The sequence below is a fragment of the Streptomyces sp. NBC_00414 genome, assembly GCF_036038375.1.
Classification (GTDB): Bacteria; Actinomycetota; Actinomycetes; order Streptomycetales; family Streptomycetaceae; genus Streptomyces.
Genome location: NZ_CP107935.1, coordinates 8,488,667 through 8,513,493 on the forward strand (window position 1 = coordinate 8,488,667; position 24,827 = coordinate 8,513,493).

At 71.3% G+C, this 24,827-nt stretch carries 27 protein-coding genes; 15 read left to right on the forward strand and 12 right to left on the reverse strand.

From position 1 onward, the window contains the following. Positions 1-123: 123 nt before the first annotated feature. Both OHS59_RS36930 and OHS59_RS36935 read right to left on the reverse strand, forming a co-directional pair. Positions 124-756, reverse strand: coding sequence for an FMN-binding negative transcriptional regulator (locus OHS59_RS36930; protein ID WP_328497674.1), 633 nt, complete (start codon positions 754-756; stop codon positions 124-126). Then, positions 756-1,433, reverse strand: coding sequence for a pyridoxamine 5'-phosphate oxidase family protein (locus OHS59_RS36935; RefSeq protein WP_328497675.1), 678 nt, complete (start codon positions 1,431-1,433; stop codon positions 756-758). The genes OHS59_RS36930 and OHS59_RS36935 overlap by 1 nt, the downstream gene beginning before the upstream one ends. Before the next feature lie 55 nt (positions 1,434-1,488). Here OHS59_RS36935 and OHS59_RS36940 point away from each other — a divergent pair, with 55 nt between their 5' ends. Further along, entirely contained in the window at positions 1,489-2,820 is a 1,332-nt protein-coding gene (locus OHS59_RS36940; RefSeq protein ID WP_328497676.1) for an aminotransferase class I/II-fold pyridoxal phosphate-dependent enzyme, read from the forward strand. A gap of 267 nt (positions 2,821-3,087) precedes the next feature. Here the strand turns inward: OHS59_RS36940 and OHS59_RS36945 are convergent, their stop codons facing one another. Next, positions 3,088-4,110: a DMT family transporter gene (locus OHS59_RS36945; RefSeq protein WP_443061557.1), complete on the reverse strand. Its 1,023-nt coding sequence runs from the start codon at positions 4,108-4,110 to the stop codon at positions 3,088-3,090. Between the two features lie 74 nt (positions 4,111-4,184). Between OHS59_RS36945 and OHS59_RS36950 the strand changes: the two genes are divergently transcribed. Next, positions 4,185-5,087 (forward strand): LysR family transcriptional regulator, encoded by a 903-nt coding sequence (locus tag OHS59_RS36950; RefSeq protein ID WP_328497678.1) that lies wholly within the window; start codon positions 4,185-4,187, stop codon positions 5,085-5,087. Positions 5,088-5,145: 58 nt separating this feature from the next. Here OHS59_RS36950 and OHS59_RS36955 read toward each other — a convergent pair whose 3' ends face one another. Further along, complete coding sequence (locus tag OHS59_RS36955) at positions 5,146-5,613, reverse strand: pyridoxamine 5'-phosphate oxidase family protein (protein WP_328497679.1); 468 nt, start codon at positions 5,611-5,613, stop codon at positions 5,146-5,148. 302 nt (positions 5,614-5,915) lie between these two features. Here OHS59_RS36955 and OHS59_RS36960 point away from each other — a divergent pair, with 302 nt between their 5' ends. Then, positions 5,916-6,566: a cysteine hydrolase gene (locus OHS59_RS36960; protein ID WP_328497680.1), complete on the forward strand. Its 651-nt coding sequence runs from the start codon at positions 5,916-5,918 to the stop codon at positions 6,564-6,566. Here the strand turns inward: OHS59_RS36960 and OHS59_RS36965 are convergent. Further along, on the reverse strand, positions 6,553-7,011 hold the full coding sequence (locus OHS59_RS36965; protein WP_328497681.1) for a Rieske (2Fe-2S) protein: 459 nt from the start codon (positions 7,009-7,011) through the stop codon (positions 6,553-6,555). The two genes, OHS59_RS36960 and OHS59_RS36965, sit on opposite strands and share 14 nt — an antisense overlap. A gap of 130 nt (positions 7,012-7,141) precedes the next feature. Next, positions 7,142-9,331, reverse strand: coding sequence for a prolyl oligopeptidase family serine peptidase (locus OHS59_RS36970; RefSeq protein WP_443061558.1), 2,190 nt, complete (start codon positions 9,329-9,331; stop codon positions 7,142-7,144). A 70-nt stretch (positions 9,332-9,401) separates the two neighbouring features. On the opposite strand from OHS59_RS36970, the gene OHS59_RS36975 reads away from it, so the two are divergent. The 7 genes from OHS59_RS36975 (at position 9,402) to OHS59_RS37005 (ending at position 15,803) form a co-directional block, all read left to right on the forward strand. Beyond that, a complete protein-coding gene (locus OHS59_RS36975; protein WP_328497682.1) occupies positions 9,402-10,184 on the forward strand; it encodes a HipA family kinase in 783 nt (260 codons plus the stop codon). Further along, positions 10,181-10,582 (forward strand): DUF3037 domain-containing protein, encoded by a 402-nt coding sequence (locus OHS59_RS36980; protein ID WP_328497683.1) that lies wholly within the window; start codon positions 10,181-10,183, stop codon positions 10,580-10,582. Before OHS59_RS36975 ends, OHS59_RS36980 begins: the two co-directional genes overlap by 4 nt. Before the next feature lie 160 nt (positions 10,583-10,742). Further along, on the forward strand, positions 10,743-11,504 hold the full coding sequence (gene fabG / locus OHS59_RS36985) for a 3-oxoacyl-ACP reductase FabG (protein ID WP_189779686.1): 762 nt from the start codon (positions 10,743-10,745) through the stop codon (positions 11,502-11,504). Between the two features lie 16 nt (positions 11,505-11,520). Further along, complete coding sequence (locus OHS59_RS36990) at positions 11,521-12,279, forward strand: SDR family oxidoreductase (RefSeq protein ID WP_328497684.1); 759 nt, start codon at positions 11,521-11,523, stop codon at positions 12,277-12,279. A gap of 291 nt (positions 12,280-12,570) precedes the next feature. Beyond that, the gene (locus tag OHS59_RS36995) at positions 12,571-14,160 is read left to right on the forward strand and encodes an ABC transporter substrate-binding protein (protein ID WP_328497685.1); all 1,590 of its coding nucleotides are present in this window, start codon (positions 12,571-12,573) and stop codon (positions 14,158-14,160) included. A 158-nt stretch (positions 14,161-14,318) separates the two neighbouring features. Further along, entirely contained in the window at positions 14,319-15,002 is a 684-nt protein-coding gene (ung, locus tag OHS59_RS37000) for a uracil-DNA glycosylase (protein WP_328497686.1), read from the forward strand. Positions 15,003-15,212: 210 nt separating this feature from the next. After that, positions 15,213-15,803 (forward strand): hypothetical protein, encoded by a 591-nt coding sequence (locus tag OHS59_RS37005; protein ID WP_328497687.1) that lies wholly within the window; start codon positions 15,213-15,215, stop codon positions 15,801-15,803. A gap of 79 nt (positions 15,804-15,882) precedes the next feature. On the opposite strand, the gene OHS59_RS37010 is transcribed toward OHS59_RS37005, so the two are convergent. From OHS59_RS37010 to OHS59_RS37020, 3 genes are all read right to left on the reverse strand, one after another. Beyond that, the gene (locus tag OHS59_RS37010) at positions 15,883-16,359 is read right to left on the reverse strand and encodes a hypothetical protein (protein WP_328497688.1); all 477 of its coding nucleotides are present in this window, start codon (positions 16,357-16,359) and stop codon (positions 15,883-15,885) included. A gap of 157 nt (positions 16,360-16,516) precedes the next feature. Beyond that, a complete protein-coding gene (locus OHS59_RS37015; RefSeq protein ID WP_328497689.1) occupies positions 16,517-17,029 on the reverse strand; it encodes a DinB family protein in 513 nt (170 codons plus the stop codon). Positions 17,030-17,036: 7 nt separating this feature from the next. Next, positions 17,037-17,441, reverse strand: coding sequence for an ATP-binding protein (locus OHS59_RS37020; RefSeq protein WP_443061559.1), 405 nt, complete (start codon positions 17,439-17,441; stop codon positions 17,037-17,039). 239 nt (positions 17,442-17,680) lie between these two features. Here OHS59_RS37020 and OHS59_RS37025 point away from each other — a divergent pair, with 239 nt between their 5' ends. The 3 genes from OHS59_RS37025 to OHS59_RS37035 all read left to right on the forward strand — a co-directional run bounded on the left by OHS59_RS37025 (position 17,681) and on the right by OHS59_RS37035 (position 20,457). Continuing rightward, complete coding sequence (locus OHS59_RS37025) at positions 17,681-18,940, forward strand: XRE family transcriptional regulator (protein ID WP_443061560.1); 1,260 nt, start codon at positions 17,681-17,683, stop codon at positions 18,938-18,940. Further along, positions 18,925-19,464, forward strand: coding sequence for a GNAT family N-acetyltransferase (locus tag OHS59_RS37030; protein WP_443061561.1), 540 nt, complete (start codon positions 18,925-18,927; stop codon positions 19,462-19,464). Before OHS59_RS37025 ends, OHS59_RS37030 begins: the two co-directional genes overlap by 16 nt. Positions 19,465-19,542: 78 nt before the next feature. Next, positions 19,543-20,457 (forward strand): Gfo/Idh/MocA family protein, encoded by a 915-nt coding sequence (locus OHS59_RS37035; protein WP_328497692.1) that lies wholly within the window; start codon positions 19,543-19,545, stop codon positions 20,455-20,457. Here OHS59_RS37035 and lnt read toward each other — a convergent pair. The 3 genes from lnt to OHS59_RS37050 all read right to left on the reverse strand — a co-directional run bounded on the left by lnt (position 20,372) and on the right by OHS59_RS37050 (position 23,295). Then, the gene (lnt, locus tag OHS59_RS37040) at positions 20,372-21,970 is read right to left on the reverse strand and encodes an apolipoprotein N-acyltransferase (protein ID WP_328497693.1); all 1,599 of its coding nucleotides are present in this window, start codon (positions 21,968-21,970) and stop codon (positions 20,372-20,374) included. The two genes, OHS59_RS37035 and lnt, sit on opposite strands and share 86 nt — an antisense overlap. 175 nt (positions 21,971-22,145) lie before the next feature. Continuing rightward, positions 22,146-22,631 carry a nuclear transport factor 2 family protein gene (locus tag OHS59_RS37045; protein ID WP_328497694.1) on the reverse strand — a complete coding sequence of 162 codons (486 nt, stop codon included), beginning with the start codon at positions 22,629-22,631 and terminating at the stop codon, positions 22,146-22,148. A gap of 52 nt (positions 22,632-22,683) precedes the next feature. Continuing rightward, positions 22,684-23,295, reverse strand: coding sequence for a TetR/AcrR family transcriptional regulator (locus OHS59_RS37050; RefSeq protein ID WP_328497695.1), 612 nt, complete (start codon positions 23,293-23,295; stop codon positions 22,684-22,686). A gap of 149 nt (positions 23,296-23,444) precedes the next feature. Here OHS59_RS37050 and OHS59_RS37055 point away from each other — a divergent pair, with 149 nt between their 5' ends. Both OHS59_RS37055 and OHS59_RS37060 read left to right on the forward strand, forming a co-directional pair. Further along, the gene (locus OHS59_RS37055) at positions 23,445-23,879 is read left to right on the forward strand and encodes a nuclear transport factor 2 family protein (protein WP_328497696.1); all 435 of its coding nucleotides are present in this window, start codon (positions 23,445-23,447) and stop codon (positions 23,877-23,879) included. Then, positions 23,876-24,730 (forward strand): NAD(P)H-binding protein, encoded by an 855-nt coding sequence (locus OHS59_RS37060; RefSeq protein ID WP_328497697.1) that lies wholly within the window; start codon positions 23,876-23,878, stop codon positions 24,728-24,730. The genes OHS59_RS37055 and OHS59_RS37060 overlap by 4 nt, the downstream gene beginning before the upstream one ends. The last annotated feature ends 97 nt before the right edge of the window (positions 24,731-24,827 follow it).

The window sequence follows — 24,827 nt, forward strand, 5'->3', positions numbered from 1 at the left end:
CTCGCCCGTTCGCCCGTCCCTGGGAAGAGCTCGTCGAATCGTCCGGGAGCGGCCATGACCAGCCGCGTGGGCCCACCCCTGTACGGCCCACGCGGCTGGTCAGGCGTGAGGCGAGCCCCCGTCTCAGGTCTTGCGGCGCCTCAGCAGATGCGCTCGTGCCGCCTCGTCCCGCGAGCCACCTCTACCGGACAGTTCGGCCGCGACACGGTCCTGGACTTCCTCCGTACGGTGATTCGCGTACTTGAATTTCGCCCGTACGCCCGTCACTTCGAGCCGGATGCCCCGAATCCCGGGCAGGAGACGGCCGTACGGGTCCTCCCCGACGGCAGCTCCGGCGGAACCGCCCTCCGGCTGGAAATGGCCGACCTGGCGGTTGAGGAGCTCGGCCTTCTCGGCGGGGTCGTCCACCACATGCGCGACGCAGCGGAGCTGGACCGCCGCGTAGAAGCTCGTCGGGGTGCCGTGCTCGGACGGGGTATCGGGTGGCGCCTGCCAGGGGCCCGGGACGTACACGTAGTCGTCGACCACGCTCAGCGTCACGACCGGGTCGGCCAGCAGCGCGGGCCACACCGGGTTCGGCCGGGCCAGATGGGCGAGCACCTCGCCGCGCCCGGGGTCGTGCGCGAAGTGGAGGGGCTGGACGTGCGGCGGCTCACCGGGCAGGCCGTTCACCGCGAGCTGCCCGAAGTCGTGGACGGCCAGCCACTGTTGCCACTCGGAGTCGTCGTGGGGCGCGTCCCAGGGATGTATGAGCATCAGAGGGTCGTCAGATAGTCGGGGACCTCGATGCCCGGAGCCAGGTCGTCGGCGGGCACGGGGGTTCCGTGACTCGTGCGGACGGGGAGCACGCCGGTCCAGTGCGGCAGCCCCAGGTCCTCGGGCTCGTCGTTCGGACCGCCGGTGCGCAGCTTGGCGGACACCTCGTCGAGGTCCAGCCGCAGTACGGAGGTCGCGGCCAGCTCCTTGGCGTTGGCGGCGCGGGAGTCGTACGAGCGGCCGGGCACCACGTGGTCGACGAGCGCGTCCAGGGCGTCCCGCTTCTCGTCCGGGTCCGTCACCTGGTGCGCCACGCCGTGCACCACCACCGACCGGTAGTTGATCGAGTGGTGGAAGGCCGAGCGGGCCAGCACGAGCCCGTCCACGTGCGTGACCGTGAGGCAGACCGCGAGACCCGGGTCGGCCTGTCCCGCCATGCGCAGCGGGCGCGAACCCGTCGAGCCGTGTATGTAGAGCCGCTCGCCGACCCGCCCGTACAGCGTGGGCAGCACGACCGGCGCCCCGTCGCGGACGAACCCGAGGTGGCAGACGTACCCCTCGTCGAGGATCGAGTGGACCATCTCGTGGTCGTAGGCGGCGCGGTCCTTGGAGCGGGTGGGGACCGTGCGGTCGGTCGGGGTGTAGGTGGCGGGGCGCGGGGCGGCCGTCTCCGTCATGGTGCTCTCCAGTGGGCGTTTGCGAGTTGTATTGCACTAGTGCATACTCTGCTTTGTGCTAGGAGAGTATCGGATCGAGGGCAGGCGCGCAGCCGAGATTGCGGCCAGTGTCGAGCGTGCGGTGGGTTCGGGAGAGCTGGAGCCCGGTCAACTGCTGCCGCCGATGCGGGAGTTGGCGTCCCGGCTGGAGGTGAATCCCAACACCGTCGCGGCCGCCTACCGCACCCTGCGCGAACGAGGGGTCATCGAGACCGCGGGGCGGCGCGGCAGCCGTGTGCGCTCCAAACCGGTGACGACCGCTCGTGAGCTGTCCCGCCTGGACGTGCCACCCGGAGTACGGAACCTGTCCGACGGCAATCCGGACCCGGCCCTGCTGCCCTCCCTCGGCGCGGCGTTCACGGCGGCGGCGGAATTCGCGGACCGCACACCGACGCTCTACGGAGAGGCCGCGGTGGACCCGGATCTGGCGCGGCTGGCCCGCGCGGAACTGGCGGCGGACGGGGTGCCGGACGGTCCGGTCGTCGTCACCTCCGGGTCGCTCGACGCCATCGAACGGGTGCTGGCCGTCCATCTCAGGCCCGGTGACGCGGTCGCCGTCGAGGATCCCGGCTGGCACAGCGTGCTCGACCTGGTGCCGGTCCTCGGACTGCGGGCCGTTCCCGTCGGCGTCGACACCGACGGTCCGCTGCCCGAGGACGTCCGAGCCGCACTGGCGGGTGGCGCGCGCGCCCTGATCGTCACCGACCGCGCGCAGAACCCGACCGGCGCCGCGGTGAGCGCTCCGCGCGCGCGTGCCCTGCGTGACGTGCTGGCGAAGTACCCGGAGACCCTGCTCGTCGAGGACGACCACGGGCATCGCATCGTCGACCTGCCCCTGTGCCCGCTGGCCGGTACGACCCGGCACTGGGCGTTCGTGCGCTCGGTCGCCAAGGCGTACGGGCCCGATCTGCGGCTGGCGGTGCTCGTCGGTGACGCCGTCACCACGGACCGGGTCCAGGGGCGGCAGCGGCTGGGGCCGGGCTGGGTGAGCCGGCTGCTGCAACGGGCCGTGGTCGGGCTGTGGTCGAGCGGCGCGGTGGACACCGCGGCGGTGGCGTCGGCGTACCGGGTCCGGCGTGACGCGCTGATCGGCGCGCTCGCGGAGCGGGGTGTCGAGGCGTGGGGGCGCAGCGGTATGAACGTGTGGGTGCCTGTCCCGGACGAGACCGGGGCGGTTGCGCGGCTGCTGCATTCCGGCTGGGCTGTGGCTGCGGGGGCGCGCTTCCGTATGAACGCGGCGCCCGGGTTGAGGATCACCGTCTCGACGCTCACGCCGGGCGAGGTGGGGGTGGTGGCGGACGCGGTCGCCGGGGCGGTGGGGTCGGCGCCGGCTCGCCGGTCTGTCTGACCGGCGTCGGGGTGGCGCCCGTTTTTTCGCCCCCGCCGCCCTTACCCTTCCCGTCACCGCATGGGGCTGCGCCCCTCGCCCCCGTATCGCGCTTCGCGCTCGACCTCAAACGCCGGACGGGCTGAAGATTCGTGGGCGGGCTGAGAGATGTCCGCCGGTCCGGCTGCGTCTCAGTCCGTACGGCGTTTGAGGACCGGGGGTTCGGGGGCAGCGCCCCCGAGGCAGGTGCGGGGGCGCAAAAAATGGGCGTCCGCCGGTCGGTCGGTGTCAGGGGCCGTTCGGGGCGGGCCTCGTTCGGGAGGGGTTCGGTTTGGACTGGGTGAGGGCCGCGCCCGCCAGCACGACGGCGGCACCCACCGGCGTCGACCAGGTCAGCGATTCGCCGAGGATCGCGACACCCGCGGCGGTGGCGATGACCGGGATGAAGTACGTGACCATCTGGGCCGTGGTCGGGCCGACCTCGGCGACCAGACCGTACTGGACGAGGACGGCGAACCCCGTGCCGAGGGCGCCGAGCGCGACCACCGCGAGCAGCGGTATGAGCGCGAAGCGGGTCGGCGCCGAGGTGAACAGCGGCGTCACGACGGCCAGTTGAAGCGTCGCGAGGAACAGCTGGGCACCGGTCAGCGACAGGTTGGAGTGGCTGGAGCCGGCCAGCGTGCGGCGGACGTAGATCCAGCCGATCGGGTAACTGAGCGAGGCCAGCAGCGCCATCGTGGTGCCCGCCGCGTCCAGGCCGTGGAAGCCCTGCCAGGCCCCGAGCACGGTCAGCACGCCTAGGAATCCGAGGCCGAGGCCGGCCACGCGACGGCGGGTGGGCCGGTCCTCGGAGAGCGCCACCAGGGACAGGGCCATGCCCCACAGGGGCGAGGTCGCGTTGCAGATCCCCGCCAGGGCGGACGGGATCGTCAGCTCGGAGTACGCGAACAGGGAGAACGGCAGGGCGTTGAGGAGGAGGGCCGCGACCGCCAGATGTCCCCAGGTGCGTGCCCCGCGCGGCAGGCGCTCGCGCTTCCAGAGCATCGCCGCGGCGAGCACCAGTGTGCCGAACAGCAGTCGCCCGAGCGTCACTTGGAAGGGCGCGTAGCCGTCCGTGCCCACCTTGATCAGAAGGAAGCTGAAACCCCAGACGAGGGAGAGGGCGCCGAACCGCAGGCGCCAGTCGAGAGCCGGGCGGGGCCGGGAGGCGACGTCCCCGAGCGGGGCCGCCTCCGGACGGGGGCCGGGCGAGGGCGAAGCGGCGTCGGAGGCGGCGGGAAGAGGCGTGCGGGGCTCGGTCGGGGCGCTCATGCGTCTCACGATGACGGAAATGATTGCGTAGAACAAGCGAGACTTTTCACTCGGTATCTCGTAGCATTGCTTACATGTTGAACCTGGAGCGACTGCGTACTCTCGACGCCCTCGCCCGCCACGGCTCGGTCGGTGGCGCGGCCGACGGGCTGCATGTGACGACCTCGGCGGTCTCCCAGCAGATGTCCAAGCTGGAGCGCGAAGTGGGACAGCAACTGCTCGCCAAGAACGGGCGGGGGGTGCGGCTCACCGACGCCGGACGGCTGCTCGCCGACCACGCCGCCCGGATCCTGTCCCAGGTCGAGCTGGCCCAGTCCGATCTGGAGGCGCAGCGCGGACAGGTGGTGGGGGAGCTGCGGCTGTCCGCCTTCCCCACGGCCGCGCGCGGGCTGTTCCCCACCGCCCTGGCCGCACTGCGCGCCGGGCATCCCGGACTGCGCGTCCGCTCACGCGAGTTGGAGCCGGAGGGCGGGGTCGCCGGGGTGCTGCGCGGCGACATCGACCTGGCGGTCGTCCTCGACTGGTACAACAAGCCGTTGCCCATGCCCGAGGGGCTGGTCAAGGCCGCGCTCCTCGACGACCCCATCGACGTGGCGATGCCCGCGGGACACCGCCATGCCGATCGCCCGGAGGTGGACCTGGAGGACTTCGCCGACGACGAGTGGATCGCCTGGGAGGAGGGCGAGTTCTGTCATGAGTGGCTGCTCTTCACCTTGCGGGGCAAGGGGATCGAGCCGGTGATCGCCCACCGCGCGGAGGAGCACCACACGCAGCTCGCCCTGGTCGCGGCGGGACTCGGCGTGTGCGTCGCGCCCAGACTCGGTCGCGGACCGGTACCGGCGGGTGTGCGGACGGTCCCGGTGCGACACCGGGTCACCAGGCACGTGTACGCCGTGTGGCGGGCGGACGCCGACCGCCGCCCGTCGATCAGGGCGGTGGCGGACGCGCTGCGGACGGCGGGCTCGGCGCACGAGTGACACGGTCGCTGTCGCCGTCTCCGTTCCGGCCTCCGTCACCGTTCCGGCACCGCTTCCGTCACAGGGCGGCGAGCTTGCGGAAGTCCCAGGAGGCCGTCGCCTCCGGTGTCAGCCGCATCCAGGCGTGCCTGCCGTCGTGCGGCATCTCCTCCAGGCCGAAGTTCTTGTGGGCGAACAGCCGCTCCACGGCGTCGAGTTCGGGGCAGGGCTCTCCCGTGCGCGGCACCTCACCGACGAACTCGACCGAGCCCGACACCTCGACGCCCCGCAGCTCCCCGTACTCCTCGCCGGCGTCGACGACCACGGCCACGCGCGGGTCGCGGCGCAGGTCGGCCCACCGCTTGCTGCGGGTGATCGAGTACAGCCAGAGCGACTTGCCGTCCCAGACGAACCAGAGGGTGCTGACATGCGGGGCGCCGTCCGCGGAGACGGTCGCGACGCGACAGGTGCGCTGCGCGGTCAGGAACTCGTCCAGCTCGTCGGGCGTCATCATGATCCTTCGTCCCCGGCGCTGCGTGGCGGCCATGCGGCTCCCTCTTCCTGACGTCGTGCCTGACGTGGTATTTGCCGTGGTGCCTGACATCGACGTCGTGGCTGACGTGACGCCTGACGTCGCGTCAGGAAAGCATGGGGCGTCTTCCGTCCGTACGCAATGGTGGCTACGCTCGCCCGCCACCGCCGGTCGGGCCGACCCGGCCACGGCCGATCCGATCCGATCCGGTCCGGGATCCGGCTCCGTAAGACCGGACAGCCGTAAGACCGGACAGCCGCAAGACCGGACAGCCGTAAGACCGTAAGACCGGAAGACCGCTCGCGACAGGGGAAGCCATGCCGTCGTACGAAGAGCTCAGCGAACTCCTCGATCCCGCGACCACGGTGCTGCTGACCGTCGAGTGCCAGCAGGGTGTCGTCGGCCCGGACAGCGCGCTGCCGGAACTCGCCCGGGAGGTCCGTTCGTCGGGTGTGCTGGACCGGGTCGCACGCCTGGTGGCCGCGGCCCACGAGAGCGGCGTACAGGTGATGCACGCGATCGCCGAGCGCCGCCCGGACGGCCGCGGCGCGAACCACAACGCCCGGCTGTTCCGCGCGGCCGAACGGCTGCCCGTGCAGCAGCTGGCGGGCAGTACGGCGGTCCGTGTCGCGCCGCCCCTGGAGGTCGCCCCGGAGGACCTCGTCGTACGCAGGCTGCACGGTCTGTCGCCCCTCGCGGGTACCGACGTGGACGCGCTGCTGCGCAACCTGGGCTGCCGCACGCTCGTCGTGACCGGCGTCTCCGCCAATGTCGCCGTACCCAACACGGTGTTCGACGCCGTGAACCGCGGCTACCGGGCGGTGGTCCCCGGCGACGCCATCGCGGGCGTGCCCTCGGACTACACCCCCGCGATGATCCGCAACACGCTCGCCCTGGTGGCCACCATCACCACCACGGACGACGTGCTGGCCTGCTTCAAACGGCCCCGCCCGGTCAGGCGAGCGTGATCGAGTCCCCGCTCACCTTGATCTTGGCGGCGGTCAGCCCGCTGGTCGCGGGGCCCTTCTTGACGCCACCGTCCGTGACGTTGAACTGGCTGCCGTGGGCGGGGCAGGTGATGACGCCGTTCTCCACGCTGTTCACACGCTGCTGCTGGTGCGGGCACACCGTCGAGAAGGCCTTGAACTCACCGGCCGTCGGCTGCGTCACGACCACGGACTGGTCGGCGAAGATCTTGCCGCCACCTTCCGGGATGTCGGTGGTCTTGGCGAGTGCCGCGCCGCCGGCGGATCCGGTCGACGCGCCGGAGGAGGAGTCGGACGAGGAGTCCGACGACTTGTCGTCGGAGCCCCCGCAGGCGGTCAGCGTGGCGGCCAGCCCGGCCCCGCCGAGCGCGGCCAGGAGGGTGCGACGACAGAGTGCCGGAGCAGGCTGAATCGATTCGCTGGACATAGTGGCGGTCCCTTCCACAGATGTGCAGGTGTGCGGATGTACAAGTGCGCGGACGTGCGGTTGTGCGGTTGTTCGTTTGCGTGGATGTGCGTCGATCCGACAAGGGGTACGGGCACGTCACCTGCATGGTTCAGGCGGTCCGGAGATCGAGCGACTTCTTGATGAAATCGAGATCCATTCGGAGCAGGGTGTCTATCACGCCTTCCTGTGCCACCAGATGGGTCGAGCCTGCCAGCGGGAGCACGGTGTGCGGCCGGCCCGCCGCCAGCAGTGCCGCCGAGAACCGCAGCATGTGTGCGGGCACCACATTGTCGTCGGCCAGCCCATGGACGAGCATCAAGGGGCGCGTGAGCTTGTGGGCGTGCGCCACCAGTGAGCAGCGATCGTAATGGTCCGGCTGCACGTCCGGGTGCCCCAGATACCGTTCCTTCCAGTGCGTGTCGTACAGCCGCAGATCGGTCGGCGCCGCGCCCGCGACGGCCGCGTGGAACACGTCGGGCCGGTGCAGTACGGCTCCCGCCGCGAGGTATCCGCCGAAGGACCAGCCGCGGACGGCCACCCGGCTCGTGTCCAGTTCCGGGAAGAGTTCCGCCGCCGCGCGCACGGCGTCGGCCTGGTCCTCGATCACCGGCATCAGCTGGTCGCCGTGGATGGCCGTCTCCCAGGCCCGGTCGCGCCCCGGGGTGCCGCGTCCGTCGACCGACAGCACCGCGAAACCCTGGTCGGCGAACCACTGGTTCACGGCGTGGTGCCACATGGCCGCCTTCACGACCTTCTGCGCGCCCGGCCCGGAGTACGAGTGCACGATCACCGGGAGGCGGTCCGCGCCCGGCCCGTACGAATCCGGCTCGTACGAATCCGACTCGGGCGAATTCGGCCCGTACGACGTCGGCAGGTACAGCGCCGCCCGGAGTCCGCGGGTGCCGAGAGTCAGGAAGCGGGGGCGCGGCCGGGTCACGGGGCGCTCGGCCAGTACCTCGATCCGCCCGGCCGGTGCGCCGTCCCGCAGCACCTCGACCATCTGCCCGTCGAGCGTCGAGCTGTCCAGCACCACGGTGCCGCCCCCGACGACGGCGCGGTGCACGCCCGGTTCGTCGGTCAGCCGCCGGAAGCCGTTCACCGCGTCGTACGACCAGACGTGCGCCTCGGTCGGCTCCTCGGCAGCCATGAAGTAGAGCCGGTCACCCGCTGTACCGAGCAGCTCATGGACGTACATGCCCTCCGGTGTGCGAACCCCGGTTCCGGTCATCAGCAGCCCGCGGGTCCCCTCCTGGGTGGTGAGGACGAGACCGGTGGCTGTGGTGGAGGCGGGTGTTCCGGGTGCGAACTCCAGCCAGGCGGCGTCCTTCAGGTGGTGCAGCGTCGTGGTCGCGCCGGTCGCCGGGTCGACGCGCAGCACATACGCCGAGCGCTGGTCCCGCGTCTGCACGACGGCGGTGGGCCCGGCCTCGCTCCAGTCGCAGTGCGCGAGGTACTCGAAGGCGGGGTCGGTCCACTCCCCGCCCGGATGCGACGTGGCCTCCTTGGGAAGCGCCACGTCTACGCGACCGCCGTCGAGGTCCACGACGTGCAGGGACAGCTGCGCGTTGGCGGTGCCCGCGGCCGGGTACCGGATCGCGCGCGGGGGACGCTCGGGGTGCGCCGGATCGCCGATGTACCACTGCCGGACCGGCGCGTTGTCGACCCGGACCACCAGCAGCGCGTCCCCGTCGGGCGACCACCAGAAGGACCGCGTACGGTCCAGCGACTCGGCCGACACATGGTCGGACAGGCCGTAGGTGATCTCCGGACCCTCCGGTTCGGCCAGTGCGCGATCACCGGTGCCGTCTGCGCGTACGACACGCAGGGCGCCCCCGCTCACGTACGCGATGTGTGTGCCGTCCGGGCCGGGGCGCGGGGCGACGACCGGGCCGGCCGTGGGGATCCGGCGGGGAGTGCCCTCGTCGGTGCGTACGACCCACAGGGCGCCCGAGAGGGCGAACGCGACCAGGCGGACGGCCGCGTCGGTGGCGTACGAGACGATTCCGGCGCTCGTCTCGCGGGCCCGTTCGCGGCGGATCCGCTCGGCCTCCGGGACCTCGCCGCCGTCCCCGAGGGCGAGCGGGTCCGCGAGCGGTCGCTCCTCGCAGTTCTCGTACAGCCAGAGCAGGCTCGTCGCGGAGCGGCCGCTCGCGGTGCGCAGGAAGAGCACACGGTCACCGTCGGGCGAGACGGTGAAGCCGCGCGGCACACCGAGGGAGAAGCGTTTCGTACGGGCGAACTGCAGGGGCAGGTCCTCGGCGGTCACAGGTGATCCCTTCATGCGGGTGGACGGGGACATGGACACGTACGTGTGCGTGGACGTGGAACGTCGCGTGGGCGGACCGGGAACACCCCAGTAACCTGGGGCGATGCTCAAGGAAGTCAGCGCGACCCGCTACATCACGCCCATGCGTGAGGGCGGCTCGCTGCCGGGACTCGTCGAGGCCGACGATCTCGGCACGTACGTCATGAAGTTCACCGGCGCCGGACAGGGACGCAAGACGCTCGTCGCGGAGGTCGTCTGCGGTGAACTCGCCCGACGCCTCGGCCTGCGCGTACCGGGGCTGGTCGCGATCGGGCTCGACCCGGTCATCGGACTCGGCGAACCGGACCAGCAGGTGCAGGAGTTGCTCAAGGCGAGCGGCGGGCTGAACCTCGGGATGGACTTCCTCTCCCGGGCGATCGGCTTCGACTCCCTCGCGCACCAGGTGAGCCCGGAAGAAGCCGGGAAGGTCGTCTGGTTCGACGCGCTGGTCAACAATGTCGACCGATCGTGGCGGAACCCTAACATGCTGGTCCGCGACGGCGACCTGTGGCTCATCGACCACGGCGCCACCATGATCTGGCACCACAACTGGCCCGGCGCACAGGCTTCGGCGGCCAAGCCGTACGACGCCACCGACCACGCGCTGGCCCCCTTCGGCCCCGACATCCGGGCCGCCGCCGCGGAGTTGGGGCCACGTGTCACCGAGGAGCTGCTCGCCGAGGTGACCGCCGCGATCCCCGAGGCGTGGCTGCGGGACGAGCCGGGCTTCGACTCGGCCGACGCGCTCCGGCGCGCGTACGCGCAGCCGCTCCTCGCCCGCGCCGCCACCGTCCACGAGCGCATCCGTACCCAGGACGTCCGGAACATCCAGGAGGGGGCGAAGTGAGCGGGCGCGACGGACAGGACGGGCGCTTCGTCTACGAGTACGCGGTGCTGCGTGTCGTGCCGCGCGTCGAACGGGGGGAGTACTTCAACGCGGGCGTGCTCGTGTACTGCCGTGCGCACTCGTTCGTGGCCGCCCGAACCCATCTCGACGAGCACAAGCTGCGCGCGCTCGACCCGGCGGCGGACCTGGCGGGCGTACAGGCGTCCCTGCGAGGCATCGAGGGTGTCTGCCTCGGGGGAGCGGCGGCCGGGCAGGCCGCGGGCGACGACGCCGGACGGCGCTTCCGCTGGCTGATCGCGCCCCGCTCCACGGTCGTGCAGCCGGGGCCCGTCCACACCGGTCTCACGGCGGATCCCGCGGCCGAAACGACGCGCCTGCTCGACCTGCTGGTCAGGTGATGGATCACCCGTCGGCCAGGTAATGGATCACATGGGCGCCGCTTGCCGTTGACACTGGGTGCCAAGGCTTCTAGCGTCTCGTCCGTTGAAGGTACTAAGCGGTCGCTCACCAGCGGGGTGTACCGTTCCAGGGCTTCCCCAAGGGCGAGGAGAACCAGCAATGTCCACCACTGAGCAGCGTGTCGCCGTGGTCACCGGTGCCGCGCGCGGCATCGGCGCCGCGACCGCCGTACGACTGGCCGCCGAGGGCCGAGCCGTCGCGGTGATCGACCTCGACGAGGCCGCGTGCAAGGACACCGTTGAGAAGATCACCGCCGCCGGGGGCAAGGCGATCGCGGTGGGCGCCGACGTCTCCGACGAGGCGCAGGTCGAGGCCGCCGTGGCACGGGTCGCCCAGGAGCTCGGGGCGCCGACGATCCTGGTGAACAACGCGGGCGTGCTCCGCGACAACCTGCTGTTCAAGATGAGCGTGTCCGACTGGGACACCGTCCTGAACGTGCACCTGCGCGGTTCCTTCCTGATGACGCGGGCCGTCCAGAAGTACATGGTGGAGGCCAAGTTCGGCCGGGTCGTCAACCTCTCCTCGTCCTCGGCGCTCGGCAACCGCGGCCAGGTCAACTACTCCGCCGCCAAGGCCGGTCTGCAGGGCTTCACCAAGACCCTCGCGTTCGAGCTCGGCAAGTTCGGCGTCACCGCGAACGCCGTGGCGCCCGGCTTCATCGTGACGGACATGACCGCCGCGACCGCCGAGCGGGTCGGCATGGGCTTCGAGGAGTTCCAGGCCGCCGCCGCCACCCAGATCCCGGTCCAGCGCGTCGGCAACCCGGACGACATCGCCAACGCGATCGCCTTCTTCACGGGCGACGACGCCGGATTCGTCTCCGGCCAGGTGCTGTACGTGGCCGGCGGACCGCTCAACTAGGACTGGGGACAGGGACATGACCACTGTGGAACTCTCGGGCAAGGTCGCCCTCGTCACCGGCGCCAGTCGCGGCATCGGCTACGGCGTCGCCGAGGCACTGCTCGCCCGTGGCGACCGGGTGTGCATCACCGGCCGCAACGAGGACGCGCTCAAGGAGGCCGTCGAGAAGCTCGGCGCCGACCGCGTCATCGGTGTCGCGGGCAAGGCCCACGACGAGGCCCACCAGGCCGTCGCCGTCGAGCGCACCATGGAGGCGTTCGGCCGCGTCGACTTCCTGGTCAACAACGCCGGTACGAACCCGGTGTTCGGGCCGATCGCCGAGCTCGACCTCAACGTGGCGCGGAAGGTCTTCGAGACCAACGTCGTCTCCGCGCTCGGCTTCGCCCAGCAGACGTGGAAGGCGTGGCAGAGCGCGAACGGCGGCGCGATCGTCAACATCGCCTCCCTCGCGGGTGTCTCGGCCTCGCCGTTCATCGGGGCCTACGGCATGAGCAAGGCCGCCATGATCAACCTGTCCCTGCAGCTGGCGCACGAGTTCGCGCCCCTGGTGCGGGTCAACTCGATCGCGCCCGCCGTGGTCAAGACCAAGTTCGCGCAGGCCCTGTACGAGGGGCGCGAGGAGGAGGCGGCCGCCGCCTACCCGCTCGGCAGGCTCGGTGTGCCCTCCGACATCGGGGGCGCCGCGGCCTTCCTCACCTCGGAGCAGTCGGACTGGATCACCGGACAGACGCTCGTCGTCGACGGCGGCATCTTCCTCAACGCCGGCGTTTCCTGACCGGGGCGCCGGCGTTTCCTGAGCGGAACGCCGGCGCGTTCCGGGCGGCGCCGCCCGACAACAAATTCGGCGTTTTAAACCCTGTGTCGTACACGGGATTTCCGCTCGGAAAATTCGTGCGGTAGACGGATATGTTCCGCACAGATTCCAAACAAGAGCCGCAGAGCCGAAAAAAATCGAACAGATGATGTTCATGCACGTCAAGTGCCCCGCCGTCAGAGCCGTTTGACGGGCGGGGCACTGCGATATGGTCCTGCCCACCTTGGCGGGGCCAGATCGAGGAGCGTGCGTGTGTACAAGCGGAACCGGTCTCTACGGCACTTGTCGGTGATCGCGTCCATCACGTCCATATCCCTGGTCGGGGGGTGCGGGGTGTTCTCCTCGGACACGTCCGAGGGCGAGGGTCCGGTCGTCGTGGGCACGACCAGCGCACCGAGCACCCTCGACCCCGCCGCGTCCTGGGACGGGTCGTGGGAGCTGTTCCGCAACATCTACCAGACCCTCCTGAGCTACCCCGCCGGGGCGGCCGAGCCCGAGCCGGACGCCGCCGAGAGCTGCCGTTTCACCGACACCTCGAACCGCAGGTACAGCTGCACGCTGCGGGAGGACCTGTCCTTCTCCGACGGGCACGAGCTGGACGCCGAGGCCGTGAAGCACTCCATCGACCGCATCCGGAAGATCGCCGTGGACGGCGGCCCGGCAGGTCTGCTCGGCAGCCTGGAACGGGTCGAGACGAAGGGGGACCGCGAGGTCGTCTTCCGCCTCAACAAGCCGGACGCCACCTTCCCGTTCGTGCTCGCCACACCGGCCATGTCGATCGTCGACCCCGAGGAGTACCCCGCCGACGCCCTGCGCGAGGGCAGCGGGGTCACCGGCTCGGGACCGTACGGCCTGGAGTCCTACGAAGAGGGGCAGGAGGCCCGGCTCGTCCGCAACGACAACTACAAGGGCTCCGCCGACCGCAAGAACCGCGCCGTCACCATCCGGTACTTCCAGGACTCGGACGAGATGGTCACCGCGCTGAGGGACCGCAAGATCGACGTCACCCTCCGGGGGCTCGCCGCCAAGGACGTCGTGGCCCTGGAGAACCGGCGGGGCAAGGACGAGATCCAGCTGGTGGAGGGCGCGGGCACCGAGATCCGCTACCTGGTGTTCAACCCGAAGGACCCCTGGGCGAAGAAGGCCGCCGTCCGCAAGGCCGTCGCCCAGGTCGTCGACCGGCCGGCCATCGCCCACAACATCTACAAGGACACCGTCGAGCCGCTGTACTCCATGGTCCCGCGCGGACTGGCGGGACACACCACCGGCTTCTTCGACGACTACGGCAGCCCCAGCACCTCCAAGGCCCGGCAGATCCTCCTGGAGGCGGGCATCGCCGAACGTGTGCCGCTCACCCTCTGGTACACGACGGACCGGTACGGCTCCACGACCAAGCCCGAGTTCGAGGAACTCAGGCGGCAGCTCAACGGGACCGGCCTGTTCAGCGTCACCGTCAAGGGCCGCCCCTGGAAGACGTACGAGGCCGGCTACCGCAAGGGCGAGTACCCGGTGTTCGGCCGCGGCTGGTTCCCCGACTTCCCGGACGCCGAGAACTTCATCGCGCCGTTCGTGGGCGAGCAGAACGCGCTCGGTACGCCGTACAAGTCACCCGAGATCACGGACGTACTGCTGCCCGAGTCGCGCCGCCGCAGCGACCGCGGTGACGTCGTCGAGCACTTCAAGAAGGCGCAGGACATCCTCGTGGACGACGCGCGGCTGCTGCCCCTGTGGCAGGGCAAGCAGTACATCGCCGCCAGTGAGGAGATCTCCGGCGTCGAGCGTTCCATCGACCCGTCGACGATCATGATGGTATGGGAGCTGGAGCGCAAGACCAGCTGGTAACGGGCGCGGGGGGACCGGCTCCGGTGGTGGCGGAGGACCTGCTCCGGCGGCGGAGGACCGGCCGGAGGCGGCTGAGGTTGGCGGGAGCCCGGCCGAGTGTCAGTGGGCGGCGGTAGGTTCTGTGGACCGGAAACAACCGCACCTGTAAGGAAGTTCACGTGACCGACACCGCCATGCTGCCCGAGTCCTGGCGCGGCGTCCTGGGCGAAGAGCTGCACAAGCCCTACTTCAAGGAGCTCACCGAGTTCGTCGAGGAGGAGCGAGAGAAGGGCCCCGTCTACCCGCCCCGGGACGAGGTCTTCGCCGCGCTCGACGCGACTCCGTACGAGCGGGTTAAGGTGCTCGTCCTCGGCCAGGACCCGTACCACGGCGAGGGCCAGGGCCACGGGCTGTGCTTCTCGGTCCGCCCCGGCGTGAAGACACCTCCCTCCCTGCGCAACATCTACAAGGAGATGAAGGAGGAGCTGGGCCACCCGGTGCCGGACAACGGCTATCTGATGCCGTGGGCCGAACAGGGCGTCCTGCTGCTCAACGCGGTGCTGACGGTCCGCGCGGGAGAGGCCAACTCGCACAAGGGCAAGGGCTGGGAGAAGTTCACGGACGCGGTGATCCGGGCCGTGGCCGACCGGCCCGACCCGGCGGTGTTCGTCCTGTGGGGCAACTACGCGCAGAAGAAGCTCCCGCTCATCGACGAGGAGCGGCACATCGTGGTCAAGGGCGCGCACCCCTCGCCGCTGTCCGCGAAGAAGTTCTTCGGCTCGCGTCCCTTCACGCAGATCGACGAGGCGGTCGCCGCGCAGGGGCACGAGCCGATCGACTGGCGGATCCCCGACCTCGGCTGACGAGACCGGGAGGCCCCCGCCGTGTCGGGCCGGTCAGGACCGGCCCGACACGGCGGTCACTGGGCCGACACAGCGGTCGCCGGGTCGGCCCAGCGGCGCGCACGGGGCCGCCTGAGCTCGAATGCCTGCGCCTGCCGTTAGCGTCGGGAGAGGTGACAACGGCAGGCGCGGGCGCGTCGGCCGGCCGACGAGCGGGTGGAGGGCGACGCGGTGGCGGAGCAGCAGGAGCAGGCGGCGGCGGACGCGATGACGACCAGGATCGGGCAGGTCATCATGCTTCTCCACGGCGGCGACCGCGAGGAGGCCCGGAGCCGCTTCCTGGACCTGTGGGCGGAGATCGGCGAGGAGGGCGACGCGCTCCACCGCTGCACACTCGCGCACTACATGGCCGACACGCAGGACGATCCCTCGGACGAACTCGCCTGGGATCTACGAGCCCTGTCGGCGGCGGACGAGTTCACGGAGGAGCCCGCGGACGAGCGGGTCGGGGAGCACCACAGGTCCCTCGCGGTACGGGCCCTCTACCCGTCCCTGCATCTGAACCTCGCCGCGGACTATGTGAAGCTCGGCCGCTCAGAGGCGGCCCGGGGCCATCTGGGCGTGGCGCGGGACAGCGTGGGCGTCCTCGGCGACGACGCCTACGGCGACGGGATCCGGGCCGGTATCGGCCGCCTGGAGTCGAGGCTGGACCGCGAGGACCCGGGCGGGGCACCGGAACCCACACCCAAGCAGGGGAGAGGGCCTGGAGGATCGGCCGGACCGGGAGGCGAGACGCTCGGGCCGCCGCGCCGGGAGCCCTAGCGCCGACAGAATCTTGAGCAGAGCCCTGAGCACGGTCTTGAGGCGGTCGCAAACCGCAACGATCGTAGGGCCCGCAGGGTCAACGGCCGTACACGTCCTTGCAGATGGCCGCCTGTGGACTGTCCGCCCGCCAGCCGCCGTACGCCCGGCCCAGGGCGCACACGTCCGCGTTCGTCGACGGCACGGACGCGGGCAGCCTCGGTACGGCCCGGTGTTCGGGTCGCCGGGGCTCCGGGCGCCGGGGCGGCTCGGCGCCGGCACGCCCGGGACGGTCCGCCGGGGCCGCCGCGGGACCCGCCGGCTCCGCGGGGACCGTACGGGCCGGTGCGGGCGCGGGTGCCGAAGGGCGGCGGGACGGGCCGATGAGCTCCAGGGCCTCCCGGGCCGGGGCCTGTACGACCTGTGGCTCGGCCCTGCCGTCCGGGCGCGGCTCCGACACCGGGGGCGGGAGGGACGGCAGGGCGGGCGAAGGCGTTCGCTGGACGGTCACACAGCCCGAGACGGCCGAAACGGCCACGGTGACCAGGAGTGTTGCGGTGGTCGCGGTTCGATGCACCCGCGCAACTCTGCTGTGTCCGCCGCGATTTGGGGAGCTGACGAGCGGAGGATGCCCCGCATGGGTGAAAGCCGGTGGGAAAGCACTTCGGAATGCCTCCGTGAGCGCCGGGCGGGCAGCCGGTGCCCCCGGGTGCCGTCGCCGGCGGCGGCTGCTCTCAGTCGCCGGTCGCCCCGTCGACGCGCTCGCGGATCAGATCGGCGTGGCCGTTGTGGCGCGCGTACTCCTCGATCATGTGCGTGTAGATCCACCGCAGGTTGAAGGGCTTGTCGGTGAACCTGCTCCTGCCCTCGGACAGGTCGTCCAGGCTCAGCCCCGCCGCGTTGCCGCGGGCGGTCGCGATCTCGCCCTGCCAGGTGGCGTACGCCTCCTCCCAGGTGTCCGCCTCGGTGAGGTGGAACTCGCCGTCCCGGTCCTCGTCGCTGTAGTAGATCGGGCCGGAGCCGTCGTTCGCGAGGACCCTGCGGAACCAGCTGCGTTCCACCTCCGCCATGTGCCGGACGAGACCGAGCAGCGACAGCTCGGACGGTGGTACCGCGGCCGTCCTGAGCTGGACGTCGTCCAGGCCCTCGCACTTCCAGGCGAGGGTCTCGCGCTGGTAGTCCAGCCAGCCCTCCAGCATGGCTCGCTCGCCGGCGTCCGTGGCGGGTTGTGTGCGTTCGATCGTCATGGCCGCATCATCGCGGACGACCGGCGTCCGGGCCCACCGCATTTCGCGCCTCGCCACCGGGCCCTGGCGGCGCACCCTTCAGTTCGGCCCAGACGGTCTTGCCCCAGCGGTGGGGCTCGGTGCCCCAGCGGTCCGAGAGGGCGTCGACCAGGACGAGGCCGCGGCCCCGGATCCGTTCGGAGCCGAAATCGGAGTCGGAGTCCGTCCGGATCCTCGGGACGTCGTGGGAGCGGTCGATGACCTTGAGGAGCACACGGTCGTCGGCGGGACGCGTGACGACGACCCGGATCACGGAGTGGCGCGTGTGATCGACGGCGTTGGAGACCAGCTCGGTGATGACGCACAGGGCGTCTTCGATCAGTTCGTCCCGGTGCCAGGCCGCGAGGGCCGTACGAACCAGGCTGCGGGCCACACCTGCGCTCTCCGGTACGCGTTCGAGCGTCTGGGAGTATCCGGGGTGCCCGGTAGGGCGTGGTGTTGCCGTCGCAGTCATCAAGACCTCGGGGGTGCGGGTGTGATGGGCCTTGTCCGAGTGAACGACTCCGGGATACGAGGCGGCAGGAAAAGTCCCACCGCTGTCGATTCGGCCCAACCGGAAATTTCTGGGCGAACCGCCCTCACGGACAGTAGATGGATGGCTACCTTGTGTGCGTGGACGGCAATGCGCGCTTCATCGGCGCGATGAGCGAGCGGGGCATGACCCAGGTCGAGCTGGTCGACGCGGTCAACGCCCGTCTGGTCTCCGCCGGGCAGCAGGGAACGGTCAGCGACCGGACCGTGCGCTACTGGCGAACCCGGAGAACCAGGTGGCCTCACCCCCGACAACGGGAGGCTCTGGAGGCAGTATTCGGATGTACGGCCGAGGAGCTGGGCTTCAGTCCTCCGGCCCGGACCCGTCCCGCCACTGAACCGGAGTCGCCTGTGGACCGCAGGAACTTCCTCACCGCCACCACCGGAACAGCCGCCACCGCGACGCCGTTCGTCGGTGCGCCGCCGCGGGTGGGCACATCCGATGTCATCCGTCTGCGCTCCGGCCTGGACACCTTGATGGAGCTGGACCGCAACAGAGGCGGCCACGACGCCCTGGAGCGCGCCGCGTTGGCCGGGGCCGCGGAGGCGCTGGAGAAACAGCAGCTCGGGGCCACCCAGCGAATCCGTCGGCGGCTCTTCTCCGTGGCCGCCGACTACACCGCCACAGCCGCCTGGAGCGCGATCGACGCCCGGCGGATGGACCGTGCCTCCCAACTGCTGGGCCGGTCCCTCTATCTGGCCGGGATGGCCAAGGACCCCGTGGCGGAGATGCGGGTCTGGAACGCCTACGCGATCCTCGCGCACCACCGGGACGAGGCCGCCGAAGCCGTCGACGCCGCCCACGCCGCCCAGGGAACGGCCGTCGCCCGGCGCCGGCCCCTCTACAGCTCCCTGGCCCATGCCAGGACGGCCATCGGCCACTCGAACCTCGGCGACCGGCAGGCCGCCCTGCGCTCCCTGGGGTATGCCCAGGAAGCCCTCGGCAAGGCGCGGCCGGACGAGCCCGAACCCTCGTGGATCGCCTTCTACGGCCCTGCCGAACTGCTCGCCATGACCGCCATCGTCCAGGACCGGATCGGGTGCTTCGCCGAGTCCGAGGCCGCCTCTCACAAGGCCCTGCGGACGATCCCGGAGGAGTTCCGCAGGAACCGGGCCCTGGCCACCGGGCGGCTCGCACTGGCCCAGCTCCATCAGCGCGACGTCGACCAGGCGTGCGCGACGGCCGCCTCGGTCTTCCCGCTGATGTCGGGCAACCCGATCCCGGGCCGGATGCGCTCCCTGCTCGGCGACTACTACCGCGACTTGATCACTCTTGCGCCGGACGCCAGGATCGCCCGAGAGTGGGGAGACCGCTTCCGATCCGAATGGAGCCGACTGTGAGCGCCGATGGCCTGGACCTCCGCCGCTTCGGGCATGACGACCTGCCGCGGATCCGGCAGACGATCATCGACCTGCACGCCGCGGCGGCGGGCCCCGACCGGGACGACGACTTCAAGAAGAAGTTCCCCTGGTTCGTGGACCACTGGGGTGGCAACCCGGGGTTCGCCTGTGTGCTCGCGTTCGAGGGCGACGAGGCGGCGGGCTTCGCGTACGGCGCTCCGGCGGTCGAGGGCCGCGAGTGGTGGCGCGAACATCTCGACGAGGCTCCGAAGAAGGCGGTGACCTTCTCGTACTCCGAGCTGGCCGTTCACCCGAAATGGCGGAAGCGGGGTGTGGCGGACAAGCTCTCCCGCGCGCTTCTGGAGGAGCGGCCCGAGGACCTCGCCGTCCTCCTGGTGGACGTCGAGCACCCCCGCGTACAGGCCCTGTACGAGGACTGGGGCTTCAGGAAGGTGGGGGAGCGCCGGCCCTTCCCGGACTCACCGCTGTACGCCGTGATGCTCGCCGAACTGCCGCTCGTGTAGCTTCCGACGGGACGGGCGTGCGTGTGCCCGGCACCGTATGACCTGCCCTGGACCCGCATTCCCTCGGAGGAGATCCCCGTGAAGGTCGGCTGCATCGGGCTCGGCGACATCGCCCTGAAGGCGTATCTGCCGGTGCTCGCCACCCGCCCGGGACTCGAACTGCATCTGCACACGCGGACGCCCGCGACCCTCACCAGGGTCGCCGACAGCCTGCACGTCCCGGCGGAGCGGCGGCACACCGACCTCGCCGCGCTGCTCGCGCAGGACCTCGACGCGGCGTTCGTGCACGCGCCCACGCACGCCCACCCCGAGATCGTGGCCCGGCTGCTCGAAGCGGGCGTCCCCACGTACGTCGACAAGCCGATCGCGTACGAACTCGCCGACTCGGAGCGCCTCGTGCGGCTCGCGGAGGACCGGAACACCAGCCTGGCCGTCGGCTTCAACCGGCGTTACGCACCCGGATACGCGCAGTGCGTCGAGCACCCGCGTGAGCTGATCCTGATGCAGAAGAACCGCGTCGGCCTGCCGGAACAGCCCCGCACGATGATCCTCGACGACTTCATCCATGTCGTGGACACCCTGCGGTTCCTGGTGCCGGGGCCGGTCGACGACATGACCGTGCGGGCCCGTGTCGAGGACGGACTGCTCCACCACGTCGTGCTGCAGCTGGCCGGGGACGGGTTCACGGCACTCGGCGTGATGAACCGGCTCAGCGGTTCCGCCGAGGAGATCCTGGAGGTGTCCGGACAGGACACCAAACGTCAGGTGGTCAACCTCTCCGAGATCGTCGACCACAAGGGGCAGCCGACGACCCGGCGGCGCGGCGACTGGGTGCCGGTTGCGCGCCAGCGCGGCATCGAGCAGGCCGTGCTCGCCTTCCTCGACGCCGTGCGCGCGGGCAAGGTCCTCAGCGCCCGGGACGCGCTGGCGACTCATGAACTGTGCGAGCGTGTGGTGCGCGCGGTGACGGAGCGCTCCGCCCGAGCCGCCTGAGCCGCAGCGCCCGCACGCCCTCGGTGGCGCCCAACGCGGCCAGGATCAGCACGGCCAGATACACCGGCCACTCGCCGAAGCGCGCGTACGGGGTGACTCCGTGCGCCAGCGGTACGTCGTACACGGCGGACGCGCTCGCGTCGGTGCCGAGCCAGGAGCCGACGCGCCCGCCGCCCGGACCGTAGACCGCCGAGACGCCGGTGAGCGTCGCGTGGACCATCGGCCGGCCCGTCTCGGCCGCCCGCAGCGCCGCGAGCGACGCGTGCTGCTCGGGCGCCCAGCTGCTCTGGAACGACGAGGTCGCCGACTGCGCGAGCAGCACCTGGGCGCCGTCCAGCGCGAGATGCCGGCTGATGTCGGGGAACGCCGACTCGAAGCACACCATCGGGCCCACCTTCAGCCCGTCGCCGACGCTCATCACGACCTGCTCGGTGCCGCGCATACGGTCCTCGCCCGCCGCCTTGCCCACGGAGGTGGCCCAGCCGAGGAGGGACCGCGCCGGAACGTACTCGCCGAAGGGCACGAGCCGCATCTTGTCGTAGCGGTCGCCGGTCGGCCCCTGTGGACCCACGAGCACGGAACTCTTGTAGATGCCCGGCCGGTCCGAGCGGCGCGCGTCGACGTTGACCATGATGTCGGCGTCGATCTCGCGGGAGAGCGCGGCGAGCCGGTCCGCCAGGTCGGGGCGGTCGGCGAGGTCGAAGCCGACACTGCTCTCGCCCCACACGACGAGGTCGACGTCCTGCCCGGCCAGCTTCCGGGTGAGCGCCTCCTCGCGCGCGAACCGCTTGCCCGGAGCGCCCACACCGTTGATCACGCCGGGCTGCACGACGGCGATCCGCGCCCGCTCGCCGTCCTCGTCGGGCCGGGGCGACCAGATCCAGACCGCCGAGGTGGCCGCGGCCGTCGCGACGAGTCCGGCGACCGCCGGGATCCGGGACGAGCGCACCGCGACGAGGACGGCGACCGCCACGTTCACGGCGACGAGCAGGAAGCTCAGCAGCCACACCCCGCCGACCGAGGCGAGCCGCAGCGCGGGCGCCACGTCCCACTGGCTCGACCCGAGCAGACCCCACGGCCCGCCCAACCCTTCCCAGGAGCGTACGAGTTCGACCATCAGCCAGCCGGAGGGCAGCACGAACAGGGCGGCCACCAGGCGGCCCGGGGAAGGCACCCCGGCCAGGAACCTGCGCACCAGCCAGCCCCACGGAGCCCACAGCGCACCCAGCAGCGCCGCGATCACGACGGTGAAGACATGCAGGCTCGGCAGCAGCCAGTGGTGCACGGCCAGCATGAATCCGAGCCCGCCGAGCCAGCCGTCGTACGCCGCGCGCCGTCCCGTCGGAGCCGAGCGCACGAGCAGGATCCACGGCACCAGCGCGACGTACGCGAACCACCACAGGGACGGGGCGGGAAAGCTCAGCATCGGCAGCGCGCCGGCGAGCACCGCCGCCGCGCCGCGCCACCACGGAGAGTCGAGCCGTCGGCGCCGGTCAGTGGCGGACAGGTTCATCGAGCGCCTCCCGCGGCCCCTCGAAGCACGGTGCGTGACTTCGGTGACTCCAGTGTGTCCCGTGTGCGGGCACCGAAACGATCTACATACCGGAACTCGCCCGGACGGTCGGCCCGGCTTCAGGGACGGCGGCTCCAGGGACGGCGGCTCCGGCCCAAGGGGCGGGGGGTCCGGCTCAAGGGGCGGCGGGCTCCTCGCGCCGCCGCGGGGTCCGGCGCCACTTCTCGTGCACGACCACCTCACGCAGCCGCCAGCCGTCGGCGGTCCGCAGCATCCCGAAGTCGTACCGGCCGCCGCACACGAAGTCGGGCTCGGTGGATCCGTCGTCCTGTCCCGCGAAGCGCATCGGGTTGACGTAGTCGGCCTGGACCCGGGCCGTGTCGCCCCTGTCCTGCTCCAACAGGCCGAAGCGCACCCGCCGGTTGACGATCAGATGCTGTCGCATCGGGAACAGCTCCATGGTCTGCGCGAGCCACGCGGCGATCTGCCCGGCGTCCCCCTCGACACCGCCCGCGGACCGGTAGTCCGCCCGCCCGTCCGGCGTGAAGAGCTGCCGGTACGCCTTCCAGTCCCCGTCGTCGACCGCCACCGCGTACTCGGTGACCACCTCGTCGACCGCGAGCCGGTCCATCACCGTCGCCAGTTCCACGCGCTGCGTCATCGGCTCAGTGTTGGCCACGGCGAGGACCGCGCCAAGGGGCGTGCAGGGTTATTCACCGGTCGTGCGCTGTACGGACGTCCTGGCGCGGGCCGTTCAGCACCTTCGCCGCGAAGGCGGCCAGCTCGGCCCGGAGCTGTTCGCGGGGTGCGTTCCGGCGGTCGATCAGGTGGGCGATGAGGTCGGCGCGGACCGCGGCGAGCAGTGCGTGCGCGGCGAAGTCACCGTCGCCGAACCCGGGCAGATCCTCCAGGACGCCTCGGAGTGTGTCGTGCCACCAGTCGTAGTGCCCGGCGCCGTAAGGGCTGCCGGTGCCCGCCTCCTCCAGTGCCAGGGACAGGTGGTGGTGGTCGAGCTTGAAGCACAGGAGGGCGTCCAGCAGTGCCGGAGCGCGCTGGATCGGCGGGGTGCCCGGCCCGAGGGGATGCGGACCCTCCGCGACGGCCTGACGGATCGGTTCCAGCCGGGTCTCGAAGAGCGCCTGGATCAGACCGGTGCGGTCTCCGAAGCCGCGGAAGAGCGTCCCCTTGCCGACGCCCGCCTCGGCCGCGATGTCGGCCATGGTCACGTGCTCGGGCCTGTCGCTGCGGGCGAAGAGCCGGTCGGCCGCGGCGAGTACGGCTTCCCGGTTGCGCAGGGCGTCCGCACGGGGCTTGCGTTCGGGCACGGGATTCCTCCGGGGTTCCGTCGGGTGCGTGGGGTGGGGCGGGGCGAGGTCGGGCAGGGCGGGGGTGCGCGAGTTGCATAAGCGGACCCGAGGTCCGTATAGTCGATTTCAAGCGGACCGCCGGTCCGTATTGTATCGGAGGAGAGCCCATGACCACGACCGCGACCACGCGACCGTCGGACCTGTTCCGCGAGGGCCTGCGGCTGCTGCTCGCCAAGGACATTCCCGGCTGGGTCGGTCTCTGGGCCGACCACGGCGTCTTCGAGTTCCCCTTCGCGCCCGACGGGTGGCCGAAGCGGCTGGAGGGCAAGGCCGCCGTCGCCGACTACATGCGCCACTATCCCGACCACATCGACCTGCACGACATTCCCGATCTGAAGATCCACGAGACCGGCGAGGCCGGGACGATCGTGGTGGAGATGCGCGGGGTGGGGCGGCTGGTGGAGACGGGGGCACCGTTCGACATGACCTACATCGCCGTGGTGACGGTCGCCGACGGACTCTTCACGCTCTACCGCGACTACTGGAACCCCCTCGCCATCTCCAAGGACAGCGCGGCCGACTTCACGCGGAGCGACCGATGACCGCCCCCGGGGCCGTCCTCGTGCTCGGTGCCACCGGCACGACCGGCGGCCGCGTGGCCTCCCGCCTCGCCGCGGAGGGCCACCGGGTCAAGGCCGCCGGCCGACGCGCCACGCCCGTCGAGGGCGCGGAGGCCGTCCGCTTCGACTGGCACGACCCGACGACGTACGCGCAGGCGCTGAGCGGCGCGGATCGCGTCTACCTCATCGCGCCGCTCGACTCCGCCACGCCGGCCGACGTCATGCTGCCCTTCCTGGAACAGGCCCGTGCGTCCGGAGTGCGCCGGGCGGTACTCCTCAGTTCCTCCGCGATCTCCGCGGGCGGACCGGCCGTCGGGCAGGTGCACCGGGCTCTGCCGGGCCTGTTCGGCGAGTGGGCGGTTCTGCGGCCCTCATGGTTCATGCAGAACTTCACCGGCGACCACATGCACGCCCGGAGCATCCGTGAGGAGGGGGTGATCCTTACGGCGGCGGGGGAGGGCCGGGTGGCCTTCGTCGACGCCGACGACATCGCGGCCGTCGCCGTGCACGCGCTGACCGATGTGCGGGCCCCCGACACCGATCTGGTCATCACGGGTCCGCAGGCGCTGAACCACACCGAGGTCGCGGCCGTCCTCACCGAGGTGACCGGGCGCGCGGTGGCCCATCGGCCGCTGGCGTACGAGGAGATGAGGGATCACCTGGCCGCTTCGATGCCGCTGGAGTACGCGGAGATGCTGGCCGGTATGGACCGCTCGAACGCGGCGGGGGCCGAGGACCGGACCACGGACACGGTCCGACGTCTAACCGGGCGTCAGCCGCGCAGTTTCCGTGACCACGTGGCAGGGGCGATGCCGTCACCGCGAGCGGTGTGAGGGCGACCCGTCACCGTCACCCCGCACTCCTCACCCGTCGCGCTCGGGCGGCCGGTTGAGGGCGGCAGGGCCCGGCGGGCGGCTGGTGGCGGGCTGA